Origin of the sequence: Acinetobacter venetianus RAG-1 = CIP 110063, from assembly GCF_000368585.1 — a bacterium.
Taxonomy (GTDB): Bacteria; Pseudomonadota; Gammaproteobacteria; order Pseudomonadales; family Moraxellaceae; genus Acinetobacter; species Acinetobacter venetianus.
In genome coordinates, this window is the sequence record NZ_KB849560.1 from 69684 (window position 1) to 86670 (window position 16987).

Genomic DNA, 16987 nt, shown 5'->3' on the forward strand with positions numbered 1-16987 from the left:
CTTAACGTAAACTAATGGTGGTATTTACACCGCCCACTTCGTGGCTGTCTTCAAACCAACGACTGGTAATGGTTTTGGTTTGCGTATAGAACTGCACTGCTTGCTTGCCATACGGACCTAAATCACCCAGTTTTGAGCCTCTTGAACCCGTAAAACTAAAGAATGGAACAGGCACAGGAATTGGAATATTGATGCCCACTTGACCAATATCGATTAAGTTTTGGAAAGTACGTGCCGTCGCGCCACTTTGGGTAAATAAACCCACACCATTACCAAATGGATTGGCATTGATTAAAGCAATCGCCTCGTCCAAACTATCGACCGAAATAATCGCTAGCACAGGCCCAAAGATTTCTTCTTTATAAATGCGCATGTCAGTTGTCACGCCATTAAAAATCGTTGCGCCAACAAAATTACCCGACTCATAACCAAGCACTTGAACATCACGACCATCTAACAAAAGTTCAGCACCTTGCTCAACACCACTGTTGATCAGATCCATTACACGGGCTTTGGCACGTTTAGAAATCACAGGGCCAATATCTGTATTTGGCTCATGCCCTGCATTTACTTTTAAGGTTTTGGCCTTTTCAACCAACTCTTGTACCCATTGCTGACTTTCGCCCACCATGACGGCAACTGAAAGCGCCATACAACGTTGCCCTGCTGCACCAAATGCAGCACCGACTAAGGCATTTAGCGTTTGTTCTTTGTTGGCATCAGGCATGACCACCACATGGTTTTTTGCACCCATCATCGACTGCACACGTTTGCCATGCTGCCCTGCGAGGTTATACACATGGGTTCCAACTGCGGTTGAGCCAACAAAAGAAATTGCTTTAATCAGCGGATTGATACATAAGCGATCTACGACCTCCTTACCACCATGTACTACATTGAGTACACCTGCTGGAACGCCTGCTTGAATCGCCAGTTCGACCAACATCATGGTCGAAAGTGGATCTTGCTCAGATGGTTTGAGGACAAAGGTATTGCCACAAACGATTGCCATTGGGAACATCCACAATGGAATCATGGCAGGAAAATTAAATGGGGTAATCCCAGCACAAACACCCAAAGGTTGCTGCAAGGTATAGGTATCGACACCACGAGCAACACCTTCGGTATATTCGCCCATCTGTAATGTACCGACTGAGCAAGCATGCTCAACCACTTCTAGGCCACGTTGAATATCGCCTTCTGCATCCGCCAAAGTTTTACCTTGTTCAGCGGTCAGCACGCGTGCAATTTCTTTCATGTTGGTGCGGATCAAGTCTTGTAACTTCAACATGATACGCATACGTGCCTGAATCGGCGTTTGACGCCAAGACGCAAATGCATCTTGTGCAGCTTGAATGGCAGCATCAACTTCCTGAACCGTAGCAAATGGCACACGACCAATCACTTCTTGAGTTGCAGGATTGACAATATCTTGCCATTGCTGTGTTTCAGACTCGATAAATTGTCCATTAATGAGTAGCTTTGCTGTTTCCAGCTCGATTTTCTGGATTGTATTCATAACCTCTCCATAGGCCTATTTTTATTGTGTTCACATTGTCGAAAATAGCGATTCGTCGTATTTTCTTTTTTTAACGTTTGTTCGAGACTAGCAAAGAATGCTTTGACCACCAACGCAAATTCATGCACGATTGATGTGCAAATATGCACAGGGAATACAATAAAAATGAAAGTGGATTGGGATCATCTACAATTTTTTTTGGTCTTGGCGAGAACCAAGACTTTGACCAATGCAGCACGGGTAATCGGTGTTGAACACAGCACTGTAGCGCGACGGATTCAGGCTTTGGAGCTGACTTTAGGCACGACGTTGTTTAAGCGAGAAGCTTCTGGCTATGAACTAACGATGGAAGGATTAGCCCTTGTTCCACGAGTTGAGCAGATGGAACAGGCCTTTCTACAAATCGAAAAACCACATCAACCTTTGCAAGGCCGTGTGCGAATTGGCACACCTGAAGGTTTTGGTACGGCATTTCTTGCACGTCTACTTGCCGAGTTTTCGATTCATTATCCTTTGCTCACTATCGATCTTATCCCTGTACCCAAGATGATTAAGCTGTCGCATCGTGAAGCCGATATTGTAGTGTCAATTGACCGTCCTACATCTGGGCCATATATCATTACGCGGTTGTCAGACTATTCTCTAAAGATATATGGCAGTAAAAATTATTTAGCACAAAATCCACCGATTCGACGTTTAGAAGATTTAACTCAACATCGCTTCGTCAACTATATTGATGATCTGGTCTATAGTCCTGAACTGTATTGCTTAGAGCGCCTTCCTCTCAAACTGACAGCAAATTTCCGAAGCAGCAGTATTTTGGCTCAACAAATTGCGGTCAGCGCAGGTGCTGGATTGGCCATTTTGCCCAAGTTTTTAGCGCACGATAAAACCGAACTAAATGATGTACTCGCTGAACAAGTCCGTTTTAATCATACCTTTTGGATGCTAACTTTCGTGGATTTACAGCATGAGCCACGGATCAAACTGGTTTGGGATTACTTACGTAAACAAGCTGATAAATATCAACATTTACTAGTCGATTAAGATACTAAATGGCAAATAGAAAAAGAGCTGATCTTTCGTAGTCAGCTCTTTTTATGGGAGATATGCAATAGCTAGTTAAGCTAGTTCACCACGGAGTTTGCGCATACGTGGCTTATATAACAATTGATAGGTCACCGCTAAAATGACCACCCACAATGGACTGACATACAATGCTTTTAAGGTGTCAGGCTCAAGTGCCAAAATCACCAAAGCAAATAGCAAGAATGCAATCACCACATAAGACATAAACACGCCGCCTGGCATCTTGAAATTTGATTGTGCATGTAATTCTGGGCGTAACTTACGATAGCGGATATAGCAGACCATAATTAGACTCCACACACTGATAAATAGAATCACGCATAAAGAACTAGCTAAGGTAAATGCTTCCATCGTATTTGGGACAAAGTACTGAAGTACTGCGCCACCCATGATGAATACACACGAGAAAATCAAACCGTTGGCAGGAACCGCACTTTTGGACAAACGACCAAACGCATTTGGTGCCTGTCCATCTTTAGATAAACCAAATAACATACGACTGGTAGAGAATACACCACTGTTCATCGATGACATTACTGATGAAAGCACCACCAAGTTCATGATGATTGCTGATGTCACAATACCTGCATTCATGAACAACTCTACAAATGGGCTTTTATCTGGGCTAATACTATTCCACGGTGTAACCGCCATCACCACAAGCAATGCCAGCACATAGAATAAAATGATACGAATCGGAATAGCATTGATCGCTTTTGGAAGGTTCTTGTGCGGGTCTTTGGTTTCCGCCGCTGTTGTTCCAATTAACTCGACCCCGACAAAGGCAAATACGGCGATCTGAAAACCTGCCAAGAAGCCTTCAGCACCTTTCGGGAACATCCCGCCATGCGACCAAATATTGCTGAGTGATGCCACTGTGCCATGAGGTGCGGTAAAGTGACTGAAAATCATGTAACCACCAATCGCAATCAAACCAATAATCGCGAGGATTTTAATCAGTGCAAACCAAAATTCGACTTCACCAAACAATTTGACTGTAAGTAAATTGAGGGCCAATACAAACAATACGCAGCCCGCGCTAATCGCCGCCTGCCCTATCGGGGTAAAGGTTGTGCCGTCAGGTAACCAAAAACCAAGATAGTTAATCACTGCGGCCAAGTCAGCAATACCAACCAGCACCCAACCGAGCCAATACGTCCAACCTAAATAATAGCCAGCCCAAGGCCCGATTAAATCATGCGCCATATCTACGAAAGATTTGTACTGTAAATTTGCCAGTAACAATTCACCGAGAGCACGCATTAAAAAGAAAAACATGCCGCCAATAATCATGTAAATAAACAAGATGGATGGCCCTGCGAGGGAGATGGTTTTGCCAGATCCCATAAAGAGACCTGTACCAATCGCGCCACCGATCGCAATCAATTGCAAATGGCGATTGGATAATTTCCGTTGTAAGTCTTGAGGTGCTTGTTCACCTTCTGACTGATTATGAATAACCGTCATAACAAAAGTTCCTTTTACTACTTCCTAAATGGATTGGCTGCTTATTTATGCGCTATTCCCAGCTGTCTTTTAAAATAACCAATCCATTCTGTTTGCAAGAAAATACGTATCTGACTTAGTTTTAGCTATAGCAAATACGTTACTTTTCTTCTTTTTTAATATTCTTTAAGCAAAAATAAGGCTGATTGCCTTATTTTTGTGCTGCAACAACTGCAATTTCGATTAACCATTTCGGATTGACTAAATCCGCTTGAATGGTCGCGCGCGAGGGAGCGACACAACCTTTTAACCAATCAACCCATATCGTATTCACCGTTTGGAAATCCGATAAATCTTTGATAAAGAGTTGTGCTGACAATAAACGAGATTTATCTGTATTTGCCGATGCCAATAACGTATCAATGGTCGCAAGCACTTCGCGCGTTTGAGCTTCGATATCAAGATCTGCATTTTTGGGTACTTGCCCAGATAAATACACCACCTTATTAAATACCGTTACGGCACTCATCACTTCATTGGTATTTATCTTTTGGATATCTGAATGAGACACTGTTCTTTCCTTATTGCTGATTTATAAATGAAACACGCGCAGTGACTCCACACATCAGTTCATAACCGACTGTGCCTGAAGCCGCTGCTACATCATCAATGGATAAAATTGTTCCTGTGTGGGATTTACCCCAAAGCACCACTTCACTGCCGACTTCAGCATCCTCAACTGGCGTCAAATCGACTGCCAACATATCCATGCTGACACGACCAATGGTTCGCGTCCGAATCCCATTGACCAACACAGGTGTTCCAGTCGGTGAAATACGCTGATAACCATCGGCATAACCACATGCCACAATGCCAATCTTCATTGCTCGTTCAGCGACGAAGCTTGAGCCATAACCCACACTTTCTTTCGGATTGAGATGCTGCACCGCAATTAACTCACTGCGTAAGCTCATGGTCGGCACAAGCCCCCAATCTTGAATGCTATGTTTGGGAAAGTCAGGAGAGCTGCCGTACAGCATGATGCCTGCACGTACATAATCGGACTGAAGTTGATCTTGGTATCGTAGGATCGCAGCACTATTACTGACGGATCTTTCACCCGGAAGATATTGAATTGCAGCTTCAAATTCTTTGATTTGATAATCTATGCCGACATGCCCAAACCGCTCACCGTCTGCATCAGAGAAATGCATCATATGGGTGATTTTGCCCACATTTGGGAGGCTATTTAGGTGTTGCCAGACTTTACGATACTGCTGTGGTTTAAAGCCTAAACGGTTCATTCCACTGTTCATTTTGAGAAAAATATCAAACTGGGCAGGATAAATGTGCTGCTGCAACCATTCGATTTGTTGCTCATTGTGAATGGTAAAACTAAGCTGATATTGAGCACAATCAAACAAGTCTTGAGGAGAAAAAATACCCTCAAGCAGTAAAATTGGGCCTGTCCATCCTAAAGCGCGTAACCGTATGCCCTCTTCAATATCGAGTAAAGCAAAACCATCGGCGCTTTTAAATGACGAATAAACACGCTCAATTCCATGCCCATAGGCATTGGCTTTGACCACAGCAAAAACCTTGCTATTCGGCACAGACTGCCGAACAACAGCTAGATTCTGAGTTAACGCTTGCTGATGAATAACTGCGGTAATTGGACGAGGCATAATGAACTTCCTTGTAATTCGTTACTATGCCGCGTGTGAATAACGCTGAATCGATAAACCATCTGTACTGATGTCGGTACGATGATTTAACACAAGGTCACTGATCAGTTTTCCAGATCCGCATGCCATCGTCCAACCCAAAGTTCCATGTCCTGTGTTGAGGAATAGATTCTTATACTGTGTTGCTCCGATGATTGGTGTGCTGTCAGGGGTCATTGGACGAAGACCTGTCCAGAAAGATGCTTGTTTCAAGTCACCGCCTGGGAATAAATCTTGCGTCACCATTTCCAATGTTGCACGGCGATCTTGATTGAGACCTAAATTAAAACCACTTAATTCAGCCATACCACCCACACGAATCCGCTGATCAAAACGAGTAATCGCAACCTTATAAGTTTCATCGAGTACCGTAGATTGTGGTGCAAATTTCGGCTCAACAATTGGAATCGTGAGTGAATAACCTTTGACTGGATAAACTGGCAGATTTAACTCTAACGGTTTTAAGAAATCACGCGAGTAACTACCAAATGCCAAGACAAAACGATCAGCTGTTAAAACTGCTCCATCGACCATAACGCCTTTGATCTCATCACCTTCAACGATCAGTTTTTCAACGTTTTGATCAAACTTGAACTCAACACCTAGGTCTTGCGCTAGTTTTGCCAACGCATTGGTAAACAGAAAGCAGTCGCCTGTTTCGTCATTAGGTAAGTGTAAGCCACCCACCAAATGATCGTTATGTGCCAATGCAGGCTCGACTGACCCGAGTTGTTGTGCATTTAATAAATCAAAATCAACGCCACACTCTTTGAGTACCTGAATGTCTCGCTGTACAGCTTCAAGTTGGGCTTCATTACGGAAAATCTGTAGCGTTCCTTTAGCACGATTTTCGTAGTTAATACCTGTTTGTTCTCTTAAATCACGTAAACAATCACGACTGTATTCCGCCACACGCATCATGCGCTCTTTATTCACCGCATAACTTTGTGGGTTACAGTTTTTCAGCATCTGTGCCATCCACTGAAGCTGCCACATACTGCCATCAATATTAATTGCCAACGGTGCGTGATGTTGGAACATCCATTTAACAGCTTTAAATGGAATGCCGGGAGCAGCCCACGGCGTTGAATATCCTGGGGAGATTTGTCCTGCATTACCAAAGCTAGTTTCTTTGGCAGGGCCAGATTGACGGTCAAGTACAGTCACTTGAGCACCTTGTTGCGCTAGGTAGTAAGCACTTGCTACACCAATGACACCACTTCCTAAAACGATTACGCGCATAACAGATCCCTCACGCACACACTAGTTTATTTAACTAGTATATTTTTGGATCAATAGTTTATTTGACTGTTTTTATGCTTATAATCTAGGTAATTCATATTTTTTGTCATGCAAAAATTAAAATAAAAGGGAATAATCTATGCGTAAATTAGACCGTATTGATCGCCTAATTTTAGATATTCTGCAACGCGAAGGACGGATCGCGATTAGTGAACTGGCTTCTCGTGTCAACTTATCGACCACACCTTGTTCAGAACGTGTTAAACGCTTAGAACGGGAAGGGATCATCATCGGCTATTATGCTCGTCTGAACCCAGAACTGGTCGATCGTAATCTACTAGTGTTTCTTGAGATCAAACTTTCCGCAAAATCTGGTGATGTATTTGACCAAGTGGCTCGAGATTTGGTCGATATTCCAGAAGTATTGGAATGCCATTTGATTTCTGGTGAGTTTGACTATCTTGTTAAAGCAAGACTCAAAGAAATGAGCGCCTATCGCCGACTATTAGGTGATTTATTAAAGAAACTACCTGCTTCGGCCTCATCACATAGTTATGTGGTGATGGAAGAAGTGAAAGAAAGCTTATATCTCGATATGGGTGTATAAGTGATTTAAAGTGCTTGAGGGCGAATGATCCTGTTATTGAAATAAAAGCTTAGAGGAGATTCTTAAATTAAGAATCTCCAAATGATGACGAGCGAACTGATATTTTTAATCATTCAGGCTGCTGCTATTCATCTTCTTCATCATAGATATAGCTCATACAACCCCAGCCATCGTATTCACCGCCAAACTCTTGAGCGATACGGGTCATCCATTCTTCTAGATCTTCAATATCTTCATATTCTAGGATCATGTTGACATGGATATTCAGCACCCATAAATCAGAACCATCTGAATGAAGCTCCTCTTGATACAAGGAGATTTTTTGCTCTTGGTGTAATAGGTGCAATGCACACTTTTCCGCTTGTTCTTGTTTTGCAAAGACAACCGAAAACTCAACTTCATGCGGTTCGCTCAGGTCATTGCCATCTTCAACCATTTGCCAGAGTACATTGCCATTATCGTTATCAGGGAATTGATCATAGTCGCGTGTCATATGAGTATCCTTTGTTATGTTTTGGATTTGATTGTTTGGCTATAGATTAACCTATTTTTATGTCAGTTTTTAGACCTGTCGATATCATTATTGTAGTTAAAAAATAATCAAAATTGCCTTATAGAATCACTTAGCTTGACTGAGTTGGATCATCAGTACTACTTGATCTAAACAACGAATACCATGTTCATAGATTGCCTCTGGGTAATCTTTAAAAACATCGACCTCAATGTGCGACATTCGGAAACCACATTTTTGATAGAGTGCCAACTGATCTAAGCTAGAATTGCCTGTTTTAACGATAATCGATGCTGTTGATCGTTGCTTGGCATATACAATCGCATGTCGAATGAGCGCCTTAGCAATTCCTTGTCCCTGAAAAGCACCCGCTACTGTTAAGTTTTTAATCTCAGCTTGATCATGATTTTCGAGCAAACATAGCTGCGCAATACATTCATTTTCGGCATTACACACGACAAAAATCTTCGCATCAAAAAGATATGTTGAGATGTGCTCCCAACTGGGATCAGCTTCTAATAAAAGTGCTTTCAATTGAGCTTGTTGTTCAGCAGTTAAATTTGTCCAATGCGTTTGCTGAATTGCCTGCATAGTATTTTCCATTTCTTCTCAATACTAAAATGGCACATCAGAGCGGATTTCTATCGCCTGCATGTTCAAGGGATGTTGAAATGCGAGATAAGCCGCATGTAATGCCATCCGTTTTAAATGAAATTTGGTAGGTTCGGGATGATAAAGTTTATCGCCCATAATCGAATGACCAATATGCATCATATGCACGCGGAGCTGATGCGAGCGACCAGTCACAGGCTCTAAACGCACCCGACTTTGATCCGTTACAGCATCATAATCCATCAACTGAAATAAGGTTTTGGCAGATTTCCCTAACTCAAAATGCACCATCTGACGTGGACGATTTTCCCAATCCGTGATCAATGGGACTTCTACACTCCCTTCTGCCTGAATTTGTCCTTGAACCAGTGCAACATAGTATTTTTTGACTGTCCGCGCTTGGAACATTTTACTGACCGCGACTTCGGCTTCTCGATGCTTGGCGAACATCAACAAACCAGAGGTCGCCATATCTAAACGGTGCGTCACTTTGGCAGTTGGATATTTTTCCAAAACGCGTAAATAAGCACTGTCCTGATGCTCTGGCAATCGCCCCATCACCGACAATAAACCTGCAGGCTTATTAACCACCACTAAATCATCATCTTCATACAAGATCTCTAAAGGTTCTTGCGGTGGCATATAGATAAAATTGTCATTTAACGGCATGGGACATAAAACAGATTCAAAAAAGCCAAATGATTATAGCGGCTTATCTTGGGAATTTAACCATCCCGCTCGATAGAACAACCAAACCATTCGGCTACAATGATTTTTTATTTTTAGCAGGTGTGATGAATAAAGAATCTTTGATCTCATTTATTCATCTGGTTTCATGATTTGTTATTGATTCATTAAGAAGCCGACTTCATTGGCTTGCTTAAATTTTCACGATATAGCGTTTCTAGTTCCGCTATTTCACCATGCATAAATGCAAGTAGATATTCTTTGGCACGACTTTGCGTTAAATGTTTAAATGAAATACTGTCTTTTGTTTTTCGTGTCAGCAGCCCAAAAACATCCTTTTTTGCAATTAAAACAGGAATATTACTTTCCAGTTTAAATTCTAAATGCTGCGTTTTAGCAAAAGCATCCAAGATAATTCGAATGGTTTGCCCTGAACGTTCATCTGTAACGATAAAACTGGTACTCGCACCATCTAATTGCAACTGACGGACTAACTGCTGTCGCCAAGCAATTGCATCAAACCTTTTCAGAATTGTTTCACTGTCAAATGCACCTAAATGATCAGCATCATTACGACCTGTTTGGTGCGGATAACGTATTTTTAGATCGAATTCATTCATTATTTTTCTGACCTATTCCAGTATGATCATCTTTTGATTTTAACTTTAGGCAAATTATATCATTTTGTTTTTTAATATAAAAACAGCGACTTATATTCAAAATTAGAAGATTTAACGATTTATTTCACATTCGATTTTAGTTTTCTTGATCTAGTTTTTATTATTTATATCTGATTGGTCATATTCTGTTGAGATTAAATTTTTTAGGGTATCAAGGGAAAACAGAGGTTGTTTACTTCAACACCTATGACTTTGTAAGCCATAACCTTTGCCTATAAACTTTTGATCTATAGCGTCCTAAGCCGAATCGAGACCTTTTGGGTAAGTACACACTTGCTTTGTAAGCGTCGGTGCATGCTACTCTTTTCGATCCCTTTCACACCCTTGCGATATAGTTTAGGGGGAAGCTGATGGGATTGTTTTCCTAAAAAATGGTATTTTTAGCCAATAATAAAATAATTTTGCATATCTATATTTATAATCCGAATTTTTTCCCATACTTCACAAATTAATCATATAAAAATTCTAACCAAAGCATATTTAATCGAAATTTTAATCATGAATCAGCTGAGGAAAAGCCACATTTTCGAGATAAACTGAAAAATCATGCTCAAATTCGTATTGCCCTGAATACGCTAAAGCAATCTTTCCTGTCCAATCAATATTTTCAACTCTTGTTTCCGCATCACTCGACTATGCCCAAATCACCATAACCGCAGCCACAATCACCAACCACAAACCCAAATGATCTGTTTTCGCCAATTTTTCTTTAAAGAAAAAGGCTGAAATTAACAGGCTAAATAAAATTTCGACCTGACCAAGCGTTTTCACAATCGCAACTGTCTGCATACTCATCGCACTGAACCATCCCACCGACGCGAGAAAGCTACATACGCTGACTTTAAAGACCAAGCCGAGGCGTTGCCACATTCGATAAAGCGTTTCACGGCTGAAAATTCCCAAATACAGCAACATGATGATGCATTGAAAACTGATCAAACAGCATAATACCCACGCTGCACGATGCAGAAATGGCAACATGGTCAGCTCTAAGCTGGCTTCACGTACCAATAATGAAGTGATCGCAAAACATAGACCACTACCCAAACCGATGATTAAGGTTTTCATTGAAAGTTCAGTATGCTGACGACCTTTACTCAATAGAAAGACTGCAACCGCACCGATCAGAACCCCTACCCAGCCCCATGTCGTGAGATGTTCCTGTAAAAAAATTACTCCAACAATTGCTGCTAAAATTGCTTCACTTTTGGCAAGTCCAACACCAATAGCATAGTTTTTTTGTTGAAATAGCATCACCATCAAAGCAGTCGCAAAGATCTGACTCACACCAGCAATGACAATGTAAAACCAAAACTTATCTGAGAAATGAACCGCTGCCGTGACAGGTTTTTGCACATATAGAAAGGCTAGATAACTAAAAGCAAAAAGCGGTGAAAATAGAAAGCGCGCCAGCGTTGTGCCGTAAGCATCCACTGAAGTGCTGAGTTGTTTTTGAAATGCGTTACGCCAAGCCTGCATAAATGCAGCCATGATAGTGAATAGAATCCAAGTAAAAGCCATAAACGCTAACGCACGATCAAAATGTGAATGTAATTTACTCGCTTGAAGATGATTTTTCGAGCTTTGATTGAGAAAAATACTGTCTTTGCAACTCAGAAGCGATGGTTAAGATCACCATGCCCTCGCTGTTTGTTGAATGAGAAGCTAGCTTTGGTTTACTTCAACTGTTTTTGCCAAGGAAACTTTTTCAGGCGATGTCTCACACGATACATCAGTCCGCCATGAAGATTGCCGACATGCCATGCTAATTTTGAAGTCAGCGTCATGTCAGGAATCCAATAACTAGATGCTAAAGGCTCGACAGGTTTAGGTTCAGCCAATTCAATTTCTGCGGCGATATAGCCCTCACCATCGGCTAAACTCATACGTGCCAATACATTTCCAGCAGCATCACAAATTTGCGTTTCACCTACCATTTCAGTTAACCATTTGACATAAGGTAACATCGGCATATCACTCAAGATTTCGCCGACATGAGCGGCATGCACTACGGGAATACCTGTTAAGCGAGCCATTTGCGCTGGTAGCGCTTCACTTTGTTGTTTGTAAATTTCATGTTCACGACGCATCCAAGTACCCAACACTCCATACCAATTGATCGGCATCGAATACCAACACATTCCGCCTAAAATCAACTGTGCATGTTGTTCTCGAACACGTTTGGCTGTACGGAACCTTGCCCACTCCCAACCTGAGAGCAATGCAACCTTACAGTTCAAGCTACTTGAATCCACAATTCCATCATCCGAACCACCGCGATAAAAATTTTGCTCCCATGCGGTTGGAATATCTTTGTCATGCAGATGATAATCGCCATTCCGCTCCACCATGACATAAGTACCATAGGTATGCCCGTCACGAATTGCTACGAAGCCACCTGTGATCACCACATTCAATTGCTTGGCTAAGCGAATTAAAAGCTGTAAGGGCTGACCCTGTAATGGTTGTGGTGTCAGCAAAGCTTGTGGTGAATAGACATTTGGAGAAGTCATCGACTCAGGAAGTACGATCACATCAGGCGTATGCTCTTGATATGCCGCTAAAATCAATTGTTCGAGTTTTTTTAAATTTGCTTCAACCTGTCCTAACTGCAATGCAGGTTGAATGGCGACAATTTTCATATCTGTAGTTCTTCTGAGTGCTCATGAAAATCTTAGCATCGAATCTTAGAAATACTTTGACCTTACTTCTTCAATGTTTTGTTTATTTTTCTGTAGCGTCATCGCTGATAAAAATCGTATTGGCTTTCAACATCGACGGTGCAAAATCCACCATACGGCGTAATGTTCGGGTGAAATGAGCTTGATCTGAAAAGCCTGATTCAACTGCTATCTCAATCAAAGTTTTGCCCTGCATCCACAGCTTGATGGCATAGCGGATACGCAACCACAAGATATATTGCCGCATGGAAAGTCCGAGTTGCTGACTAAACAGATGCATCAAACGTGACTCTGATAGCCCAACCTGTAACGCAACATCTGCGATGGTTGGAATTTGATGGGGCACACAGCATTTAATGTATTCACAAGCGAGTTGAATTCGTTGATCCCACGGTAAAGCCTCCAATGGCTGAGGATTGAGTGCCAATAACACACCCATCAGCAATTGCTTTACTTGTTCTAAGCAGAGTTGAGCAGTCATCAATTGCTGAAACTGTTTTTGAAAAGATTGAAGTCGATCAACAGCTAAGGAACAAAATGCTTGTCCATGCAATAAAGGATGTAGATAAGTATAAAGCACATGATCAGGATCAATCAAAATCGCAATATAAGGCTGATTTTCTGAATCGGTACTGTGCGGCAGATTAGATGCCATCACCACAACCTCATGGTAACTGCGGGGCTGCTCATCCACTGTGATCGCAAATGGTGTACCACAGCTGATTTGTAGCAATGCTGGAAAATGTGCGTGTGCTTTATTCAAATGTTCTTGAGTCACATAAATAATCACACCATCCCAAGCATAGACCAAATTTTTGCTCTGCTTCGCTGAATCAGATTCCTTTTGTTGAGATAGCATATTCGTTCAAGACCATTTTGGGTGGAGTGTTCAAAATGAAGACGACTTTAAACGAAAGGAATAGTCGTATGTCTCACAATACTCAAGAACTGATGAAAAACAATACTGTACAGATGGAAGCCAGTGATGTTCGTTATAAAACCCTTGCTGAATTTTATCCTTTTTATCTTTCGCAACATGAAAATGCGACTTGTCGTCGTCTGCATTTCGTGGGAACAAGCTGCGTAATTGGTATTGCTGCTGCATCTATCGCAACTGGAAATGCCAAATTACTTTGGGCTTTACCTGTGGTCGGATATGGCTTTGCGTGGGTCGGTCATTTCTTTTATGAGCATAATAAACCTGCGACCTTTAAGCAGCCGTTTTTTAGCCTTGCTTGCGATTTTATTATGTATAAAGACATTTTATTAAAACGTGTGAAGTGGTGATTCTATCCAAACAAGAAGCATAGTTTAATCACTGTGCTTCAAGCATACAAATCAAAGGTCTCATTATAACAAATTGATTATAAAGGATAAAACAAAATACACTAAACCTTTTATATTGGTTTATTCAAGATGTATCGTTGAATCACTTGATCTTGAGTAATTTCAGAATGAAGCTGTCCATTATTTGCTTGAATCACCTTTGCAGAAGCTAAATTCGATTTATAGCAATGTATATGAAGCTCCTCTAATCCTAGTTTCCACGCCTCTTGGATCGTTAATTCTAACAACTTAGAACCATAGTTTTGTCTACGCTTTGAAGGGCGAACGCCTAAACCAATATGCCCACCACAATATAAAATTTGTGCGTTTAAATGGGGTCTTAAATTTGATACACCAATTATTTCATCACCTTCAACTAACCAATAGGTAATACATGCAACGTGACCTAATGCTAAGGCGCTCCCATTTTCATACAAACTGAGTTTCGATAAGAAGTGATCAAAATCTGCATGCTCAAAGTCCATCGTTAATGGATAACGCTCTTCATCAGCTAACTCACAAATATAGTTGTTGTAGCTTTCTTTAAATCTTGCATGTGGTTTTATTAAATGAAGTGACACGGATTTACCTCCAAATGAATGGAATTATTCTCTGAGAATTCACAAAATATATGCACTTAACACGCCAACGAATTTATGTCTTGCTCAATAGTTACTAAAGCGAATGGCCCATTTGTTCCTGCTTTTTAGCACGTACCCAACGTACCACCACAATCACAAGAATAATCACCAAAACCGTAATCACCACAGGCATCACAAATGCCAAGATTGATAAGACAATTGACCCAATCAACTCACCTGTTGCCACCACAAAATTGCCCAATCCACCAGTGGTTGCAGTTGAAACACCTCGTGCAGCGACCGTACTCATTTGCACCACGCCTGCTGTTCCACCACCCACGATCAATGCAGCTGCCCAAGTGGCAAACTGTGACATTTCCCCGCTACTCACTGCCATTGTAGTCAATGTTCCCGCGATGACTGCGGCAGGTGTTGCAATGGTATCTAACAGGTTATCCACCCACGGCACATAGTAAGCGGCAATTTCACAGATCGTCGCAAAACCTAAAGCCATACATACTGAAGGCAATGCTAACCATTCAAAACCTTGTGCGGGTTCGTACCATCCCATCAGTGTTGCAATACTCATCGCCAATAATGGAACAAACACACGAAAACCACAGGCTGCACTTAATCCTACGCCGATACAGAGTCCTAATATTGTTTCCATATGGTTTTCCTTATTTAAAGGTTTACGGTCTTTATTGTTATTTCATATTTTAAAGTAACAAAAAAGCCCTATCGAGTGACAGGGCTTTCATCAAAACAGTGGGTAACTGTTTGGTGTTTGCGGCTTAGGCATTCTTACTGTTGAATTGATTGCCAAGGCATTTGGTACACGGAGGTAGACGATCAGTACCAATTTCTAAATAGGTGCGGTGTCCGCATTGAACACAAAAATAGAAGCCAGTTCCAGGTTTTTCGCCAGCAGTTACCATCTTTGTTCTCCATAGATTTTAGAAATGGTATATATACTATAGCGTGATAGTTTTGATTATTTATTGACCTTCCTGACAAATGGTGGTGGCGGAAAGGTTAAAATAATTATTACCTAAATTATTTCAGGTACATCAATCGAGTTAACAGTAAATAAATTTAAAATATCTTCTCTATCCATAAAAATGATTTGGCTTCTCTTATGAGCATCTAATTTGCCTCCCAGCCAATTTCTAGCGGCTTTTGTTATCTCACCACCAGCAATAATATAAGCATGATCAACTAAAACTCTTTTATTTGTTTCAGGATCAAAAATTTCATGACCTAACATCATAGTCGTCTGATTGTAGATTTCAGCAATATTATGATTGCCTGTTTTTGTCACTCCTGAAGAATCAAGCTTTCCTTTCTTAACTTGTATACCAAAATAAATTATGTGCTGTGTTGGCAATATAAATTTCATCCAAATATCTTTTCCATATTCGAGTGCTTTATCTTTGTGCCCAGCCACAGTAATTCGCTGAAAGCCCAAAATTCGAAATAATGGCAATAATACATTTTCTATAAGTTGATCCTCAGAGCACATGTCCAAATAACTTATTAATCGCTCTCTTTTTTTAATCTCAATTTCAGAAAATATTCTATGTGGATTTTCAACAGGTTTTATAGTCTGATTATTATGTAAATTTTTAATATATAAATTATTGTCTGTACCGTAAAAAGCCTCATACCCTTCTCTACTTAAAGGCTTATTTAATTCAATTAAGGCATTTATACGTTCAGGATCATCTTCTGTCGCATCAGATTTATGCATTAAAGCTCTTAATACATGTACAAACGTTGGTGGCAATGCATTTGGAGGACAAGACTCTTCCAACAGTTCTGCCAATCTGTCTGATGTCCAAGCCCAACGTGTTGAACCATCATGCGTAAAGGGTAAGCCACAATCTTCAAAAAACTCTGAAATATATCGACTACTTTTATAATCAAAGTAATTTTTATCACCAATAATACATTCAGCAATTTCTCTTAAATTTTTACTTTTGAATTTCATAATTTTTTATTTTTTCGTAAAGGTTATTTGCATTTAACTTAATATAAGAGTTTAAACCATCGCCATGTCTAGCTAATCTTTTCATCTCTTCGACATGATTAACTCCAGCACTTTGATAACTATAAGTATAAATTTTAAATGTTCTATCAAACTTTACCCTTATATAAGTTTCACCAATTTCATATGCAAAGATTCCAGAATCACCATCTAAATCTAAATATCTTTCCATTATTATTCTCTATAAAAAAACCCCATCATCAAGATAGGGTCTTTTTTAAACAATATCAATTAC

General features: G+C 40.6%; 20 protein-coding genes. 3 read left to right on the forward strand and 17 right to left on the reverse strand.

Annotated features, from left to right (window positions below):
- Position 1: 1 nt before the first annotated feature.
- Positions 2–1519 carry a CoA-acylating methylmalonate-semialdehyde dehydrogenase gene (locus tag F959_RS15710; RefSeq protein ID WP_004882063.1) on the reverse strand — a complete coding sequence of 506 codons (1518 nt, stop codon included), beginning with the start codon at positions 1517–1519 and terminating at the stop codon, positions 2–4.
- A 165-nt stretch (positions 1520–1684) separates the two neighbouring features.
- On the opposite strand from F959_RS15710, the gene F959_RS15715 reads away from it, so the two are divergent.
- Positions 1685–2566, forward strand: coding sequence for a LysR family transcriptional regulator (locus tag F959_RS15715; protein WP_004882065.1), 882 nt, complete (start codon positions 1685–1687; stop codon positions 2564–2566).
- 75 nt (positions 2567–2641) lie between these two features.
- On the opposite strand, the gene F959_RS15720 is transcribed toward F959_RS15715, so the two are convergent.
- The 4 genes from F959_RS15720 to F959_RS15735 all read right to left on the reverse strand — a co-directional run bounded on the left by F959_RS15720 (position 2642) and on the right by F959_RS15735 (position 7020).
- Positions 2642–4075: an amino acid permease gene (locus tag F959_RS15720; protein ID WP_004882066.1), complete on the reverse strand. Its 1434-nt coding sequence runs from the start codon at positions 4073–4075 to the stop codon at positions 2642–2644.
- A 190-nt stretch (positions 4076–4265) separates the two neighbouring features.
- A complete protein-coding gene (locus F959_RS15725) occupies positions 4266–4625 on the reverse strand; it encodes a RidA family protein (RefSeq protein WP_004882068.1) in 360 nt (119 codons plus the stop codon).
- A gap of 10 nt (positions 4626–4635) precedes the next feature.
- Positions 4636–5739, reverse strand: coding sequence for an alanine racemase (gene alr / locus F959_RS15730; protein WP_004882070.1), 1104 nt, complete (start codon positions 5737–5739; stop codon positions 4636–4638).
- A 24-nt stretch (positions 5740–5763) separates the two neighbouring features.
- A complete protein-coding gene (locus F959_RS15735; protein WP_004882071.1) occupies positions 5764–7020 on the reverse strand; it encodes a D-amino acid dehydrogenase in 1257 nt (418 codons plus the stop codon).
- Positions 7021–7159: 139 nt separating this feature from the next.
- Between F959_RS15735 and F959_RS15740 the strand changes: the two genes are divergently transcribed.
- Positions 7160–7627, forward strand: a complete 468-nt coding sequence (locus F959_RS15740) for an Lrp/AsnC ligand binding domain-containing protein (RefSeq protein ID WP_004882075.1) — start codon at positions 7160–7162, stop codon at positions 7625–7627.
- Positions 7628–7751: 124 nt separating this feature from the next.
- Here the strand turns inward: F959_RS15740 and F959_RS15745 are convergent, their stop codons facing one another.
- From F959_RS15745 to F959_RS15775, 7 genes are all read right to left on the reverse strand, one after another.
- Positions 7752–8120, reverse strand: coding sequence for a ribonuclease E inhibitor RraB (locus F959_RS15745; protein ID WP_004882076.1), 369 nt, complete (start codon positions 8118–8120; stop codon positions 7752–7754).
- 126 nt (positions 8121–8246) lie between these two features.
- On the reverse strand, positions 8247–8729 hold the full coding sequence (locus F959_RS15750; RefSeq protein WP_017196903.1) for a GNAT family N-acetyltransferase: 483 nt from the start codon (positions 8727–8729) through the stop codon (positions 8247–8249).
- A 24-nt stretch (positions 8730–8753) separates the two neighbouring features.
- Positions 8754–9419 (reverse strand): pseudouridine synthase, encoded by a 666-nt coding sequence (locus F959_RS15755; RefSeq protein ID WP_004882079.1) that lies wholly within the window; start codon positions 9417–9419, stop codon positions 8754–8756.
- Positions 9420–9604: 185 nt separating this feature from the next.
- Entirely contained in the window at positions 9605–10057 is a 453-nt protein-coding gene (locus F959_RS15760; protein WP_004882080.1) for a hypothetical protein, read from the reverse strand.
- A 693-nt stretch (positions 10058–10750) separates the two neighbouring features.
- Positions 10751–11638: a DMT family transporter gene (locus F959_RS15765; RefSeq protein WP_004882081.1), complete on the reverse strand. Its 888-nt coding sequence runs from the start codon at positions 11636–11638 to the stop codon at positions 10751–10753.
- 155 nt (positions 11639–11793) lie between these two features.
- The gene (locus F959_RS15770; protein WP_004882082.1) at positions 11794–12759 is read right to left on the reverse strand and encodes a carbon-nitrogen hydrolase family protein; all 966 of its coding nucleotides are present in this window, start codon (positions 12757–12759) and stop codon (positions 11794–11796) included.
- A gap of 82 nt (positions 12760–12841) precedes the next feature.
- Positions 12842–13657, reverse strand: coding sequence for a helix-turn-helix transcriptional regulator (locus F959_RS15775; protein ID WP_004882083.1), 816 nt, complete (start codon positions 13655–13657; stop codon positions 12842–12844).
- A 68-nt stretch (positions 13658–13725) separates the two neighbouring features.
- Here F959_RS15775 and F959_RS15780 point away from each other — a divergent pair, with 68 nt between their 5' ends.
- Positions 13726–14085 (forward strand): Mpo1-like protein, encoded by a 360-nt coding sequence (locus tag F959_RS15780; RefSeq protein WP_017196904.1) that lies wholly within the window; start codon positions 13726–13728, stop codon positions 14083–14085.
- Positions 14086–14195: 110 nt separating this feature from the next.
- On the opposite strand, the gene F959_RS15785 is transcribed toward F959_RS15780, so the two are convergent.
- The 5 genes from F959_RS15785 to F959_RS15800 all read right to left on the reverse strand — a co-directional run bounded on the left by F959_RS15785 (position 14196) and on the right by F959_RS15800 (position 16924).
- The gene (locus F959_RS15785; protein ID WP_004882085.1) at positions 14196–14705 is read right to left on the reverse strand and encodes a GNAT family N-acetyltransferase; all 510 of its coding nucleotides are present in this window, start codon (positions 14703–14705) and stop codon (positions 14196–14198) included.
- A 94-nt stretch (positions 14706–14799) separates the two neighbouring features.
- A complete protein-coding gene (locus F959_RS15790; protein WP_004882086.1) occupies positions 14800–15375 on the reverse strand; it encodes a DUF4126 domain-containing protein in 576 nt (191 codons plus the stop codon).
- A 124-nt stretch (positions 15376–15499) separates the two neighbouring features.
- Entirely contained in the window at positions 15500–15643 is a 144-nt protein-coding gene (locus F959_RS16610) for a zinc ribbon-containing protein (protein ID WP_004637424.1), read from the reverse strand.
- Between the two features lie 113 nt (positions 15644–15756).
- Complete coding sequence (locus F959_RS15795) at positions 15757–16695, reverse strand: hypothetical protein (protein WP_004665294.1); 939 nt, start codon at positions 16693–16695, stop codon at positions 15757–15759.
- Positions 16679–16924, reverse strand: a complete 246-nt coding sequence (locus F959_RS15800) for a hypothetical protein (protein ID WP_004882087.1) — start codon at positions 16922–16924, stop codon at positions 16679–16681. Before F959_RS15800 ends, F959_RS15795 begins: the two co-directional genes overlap by 17 nt.
- Positions 16925–16987 lie beyond the last annotated feature (63 nt).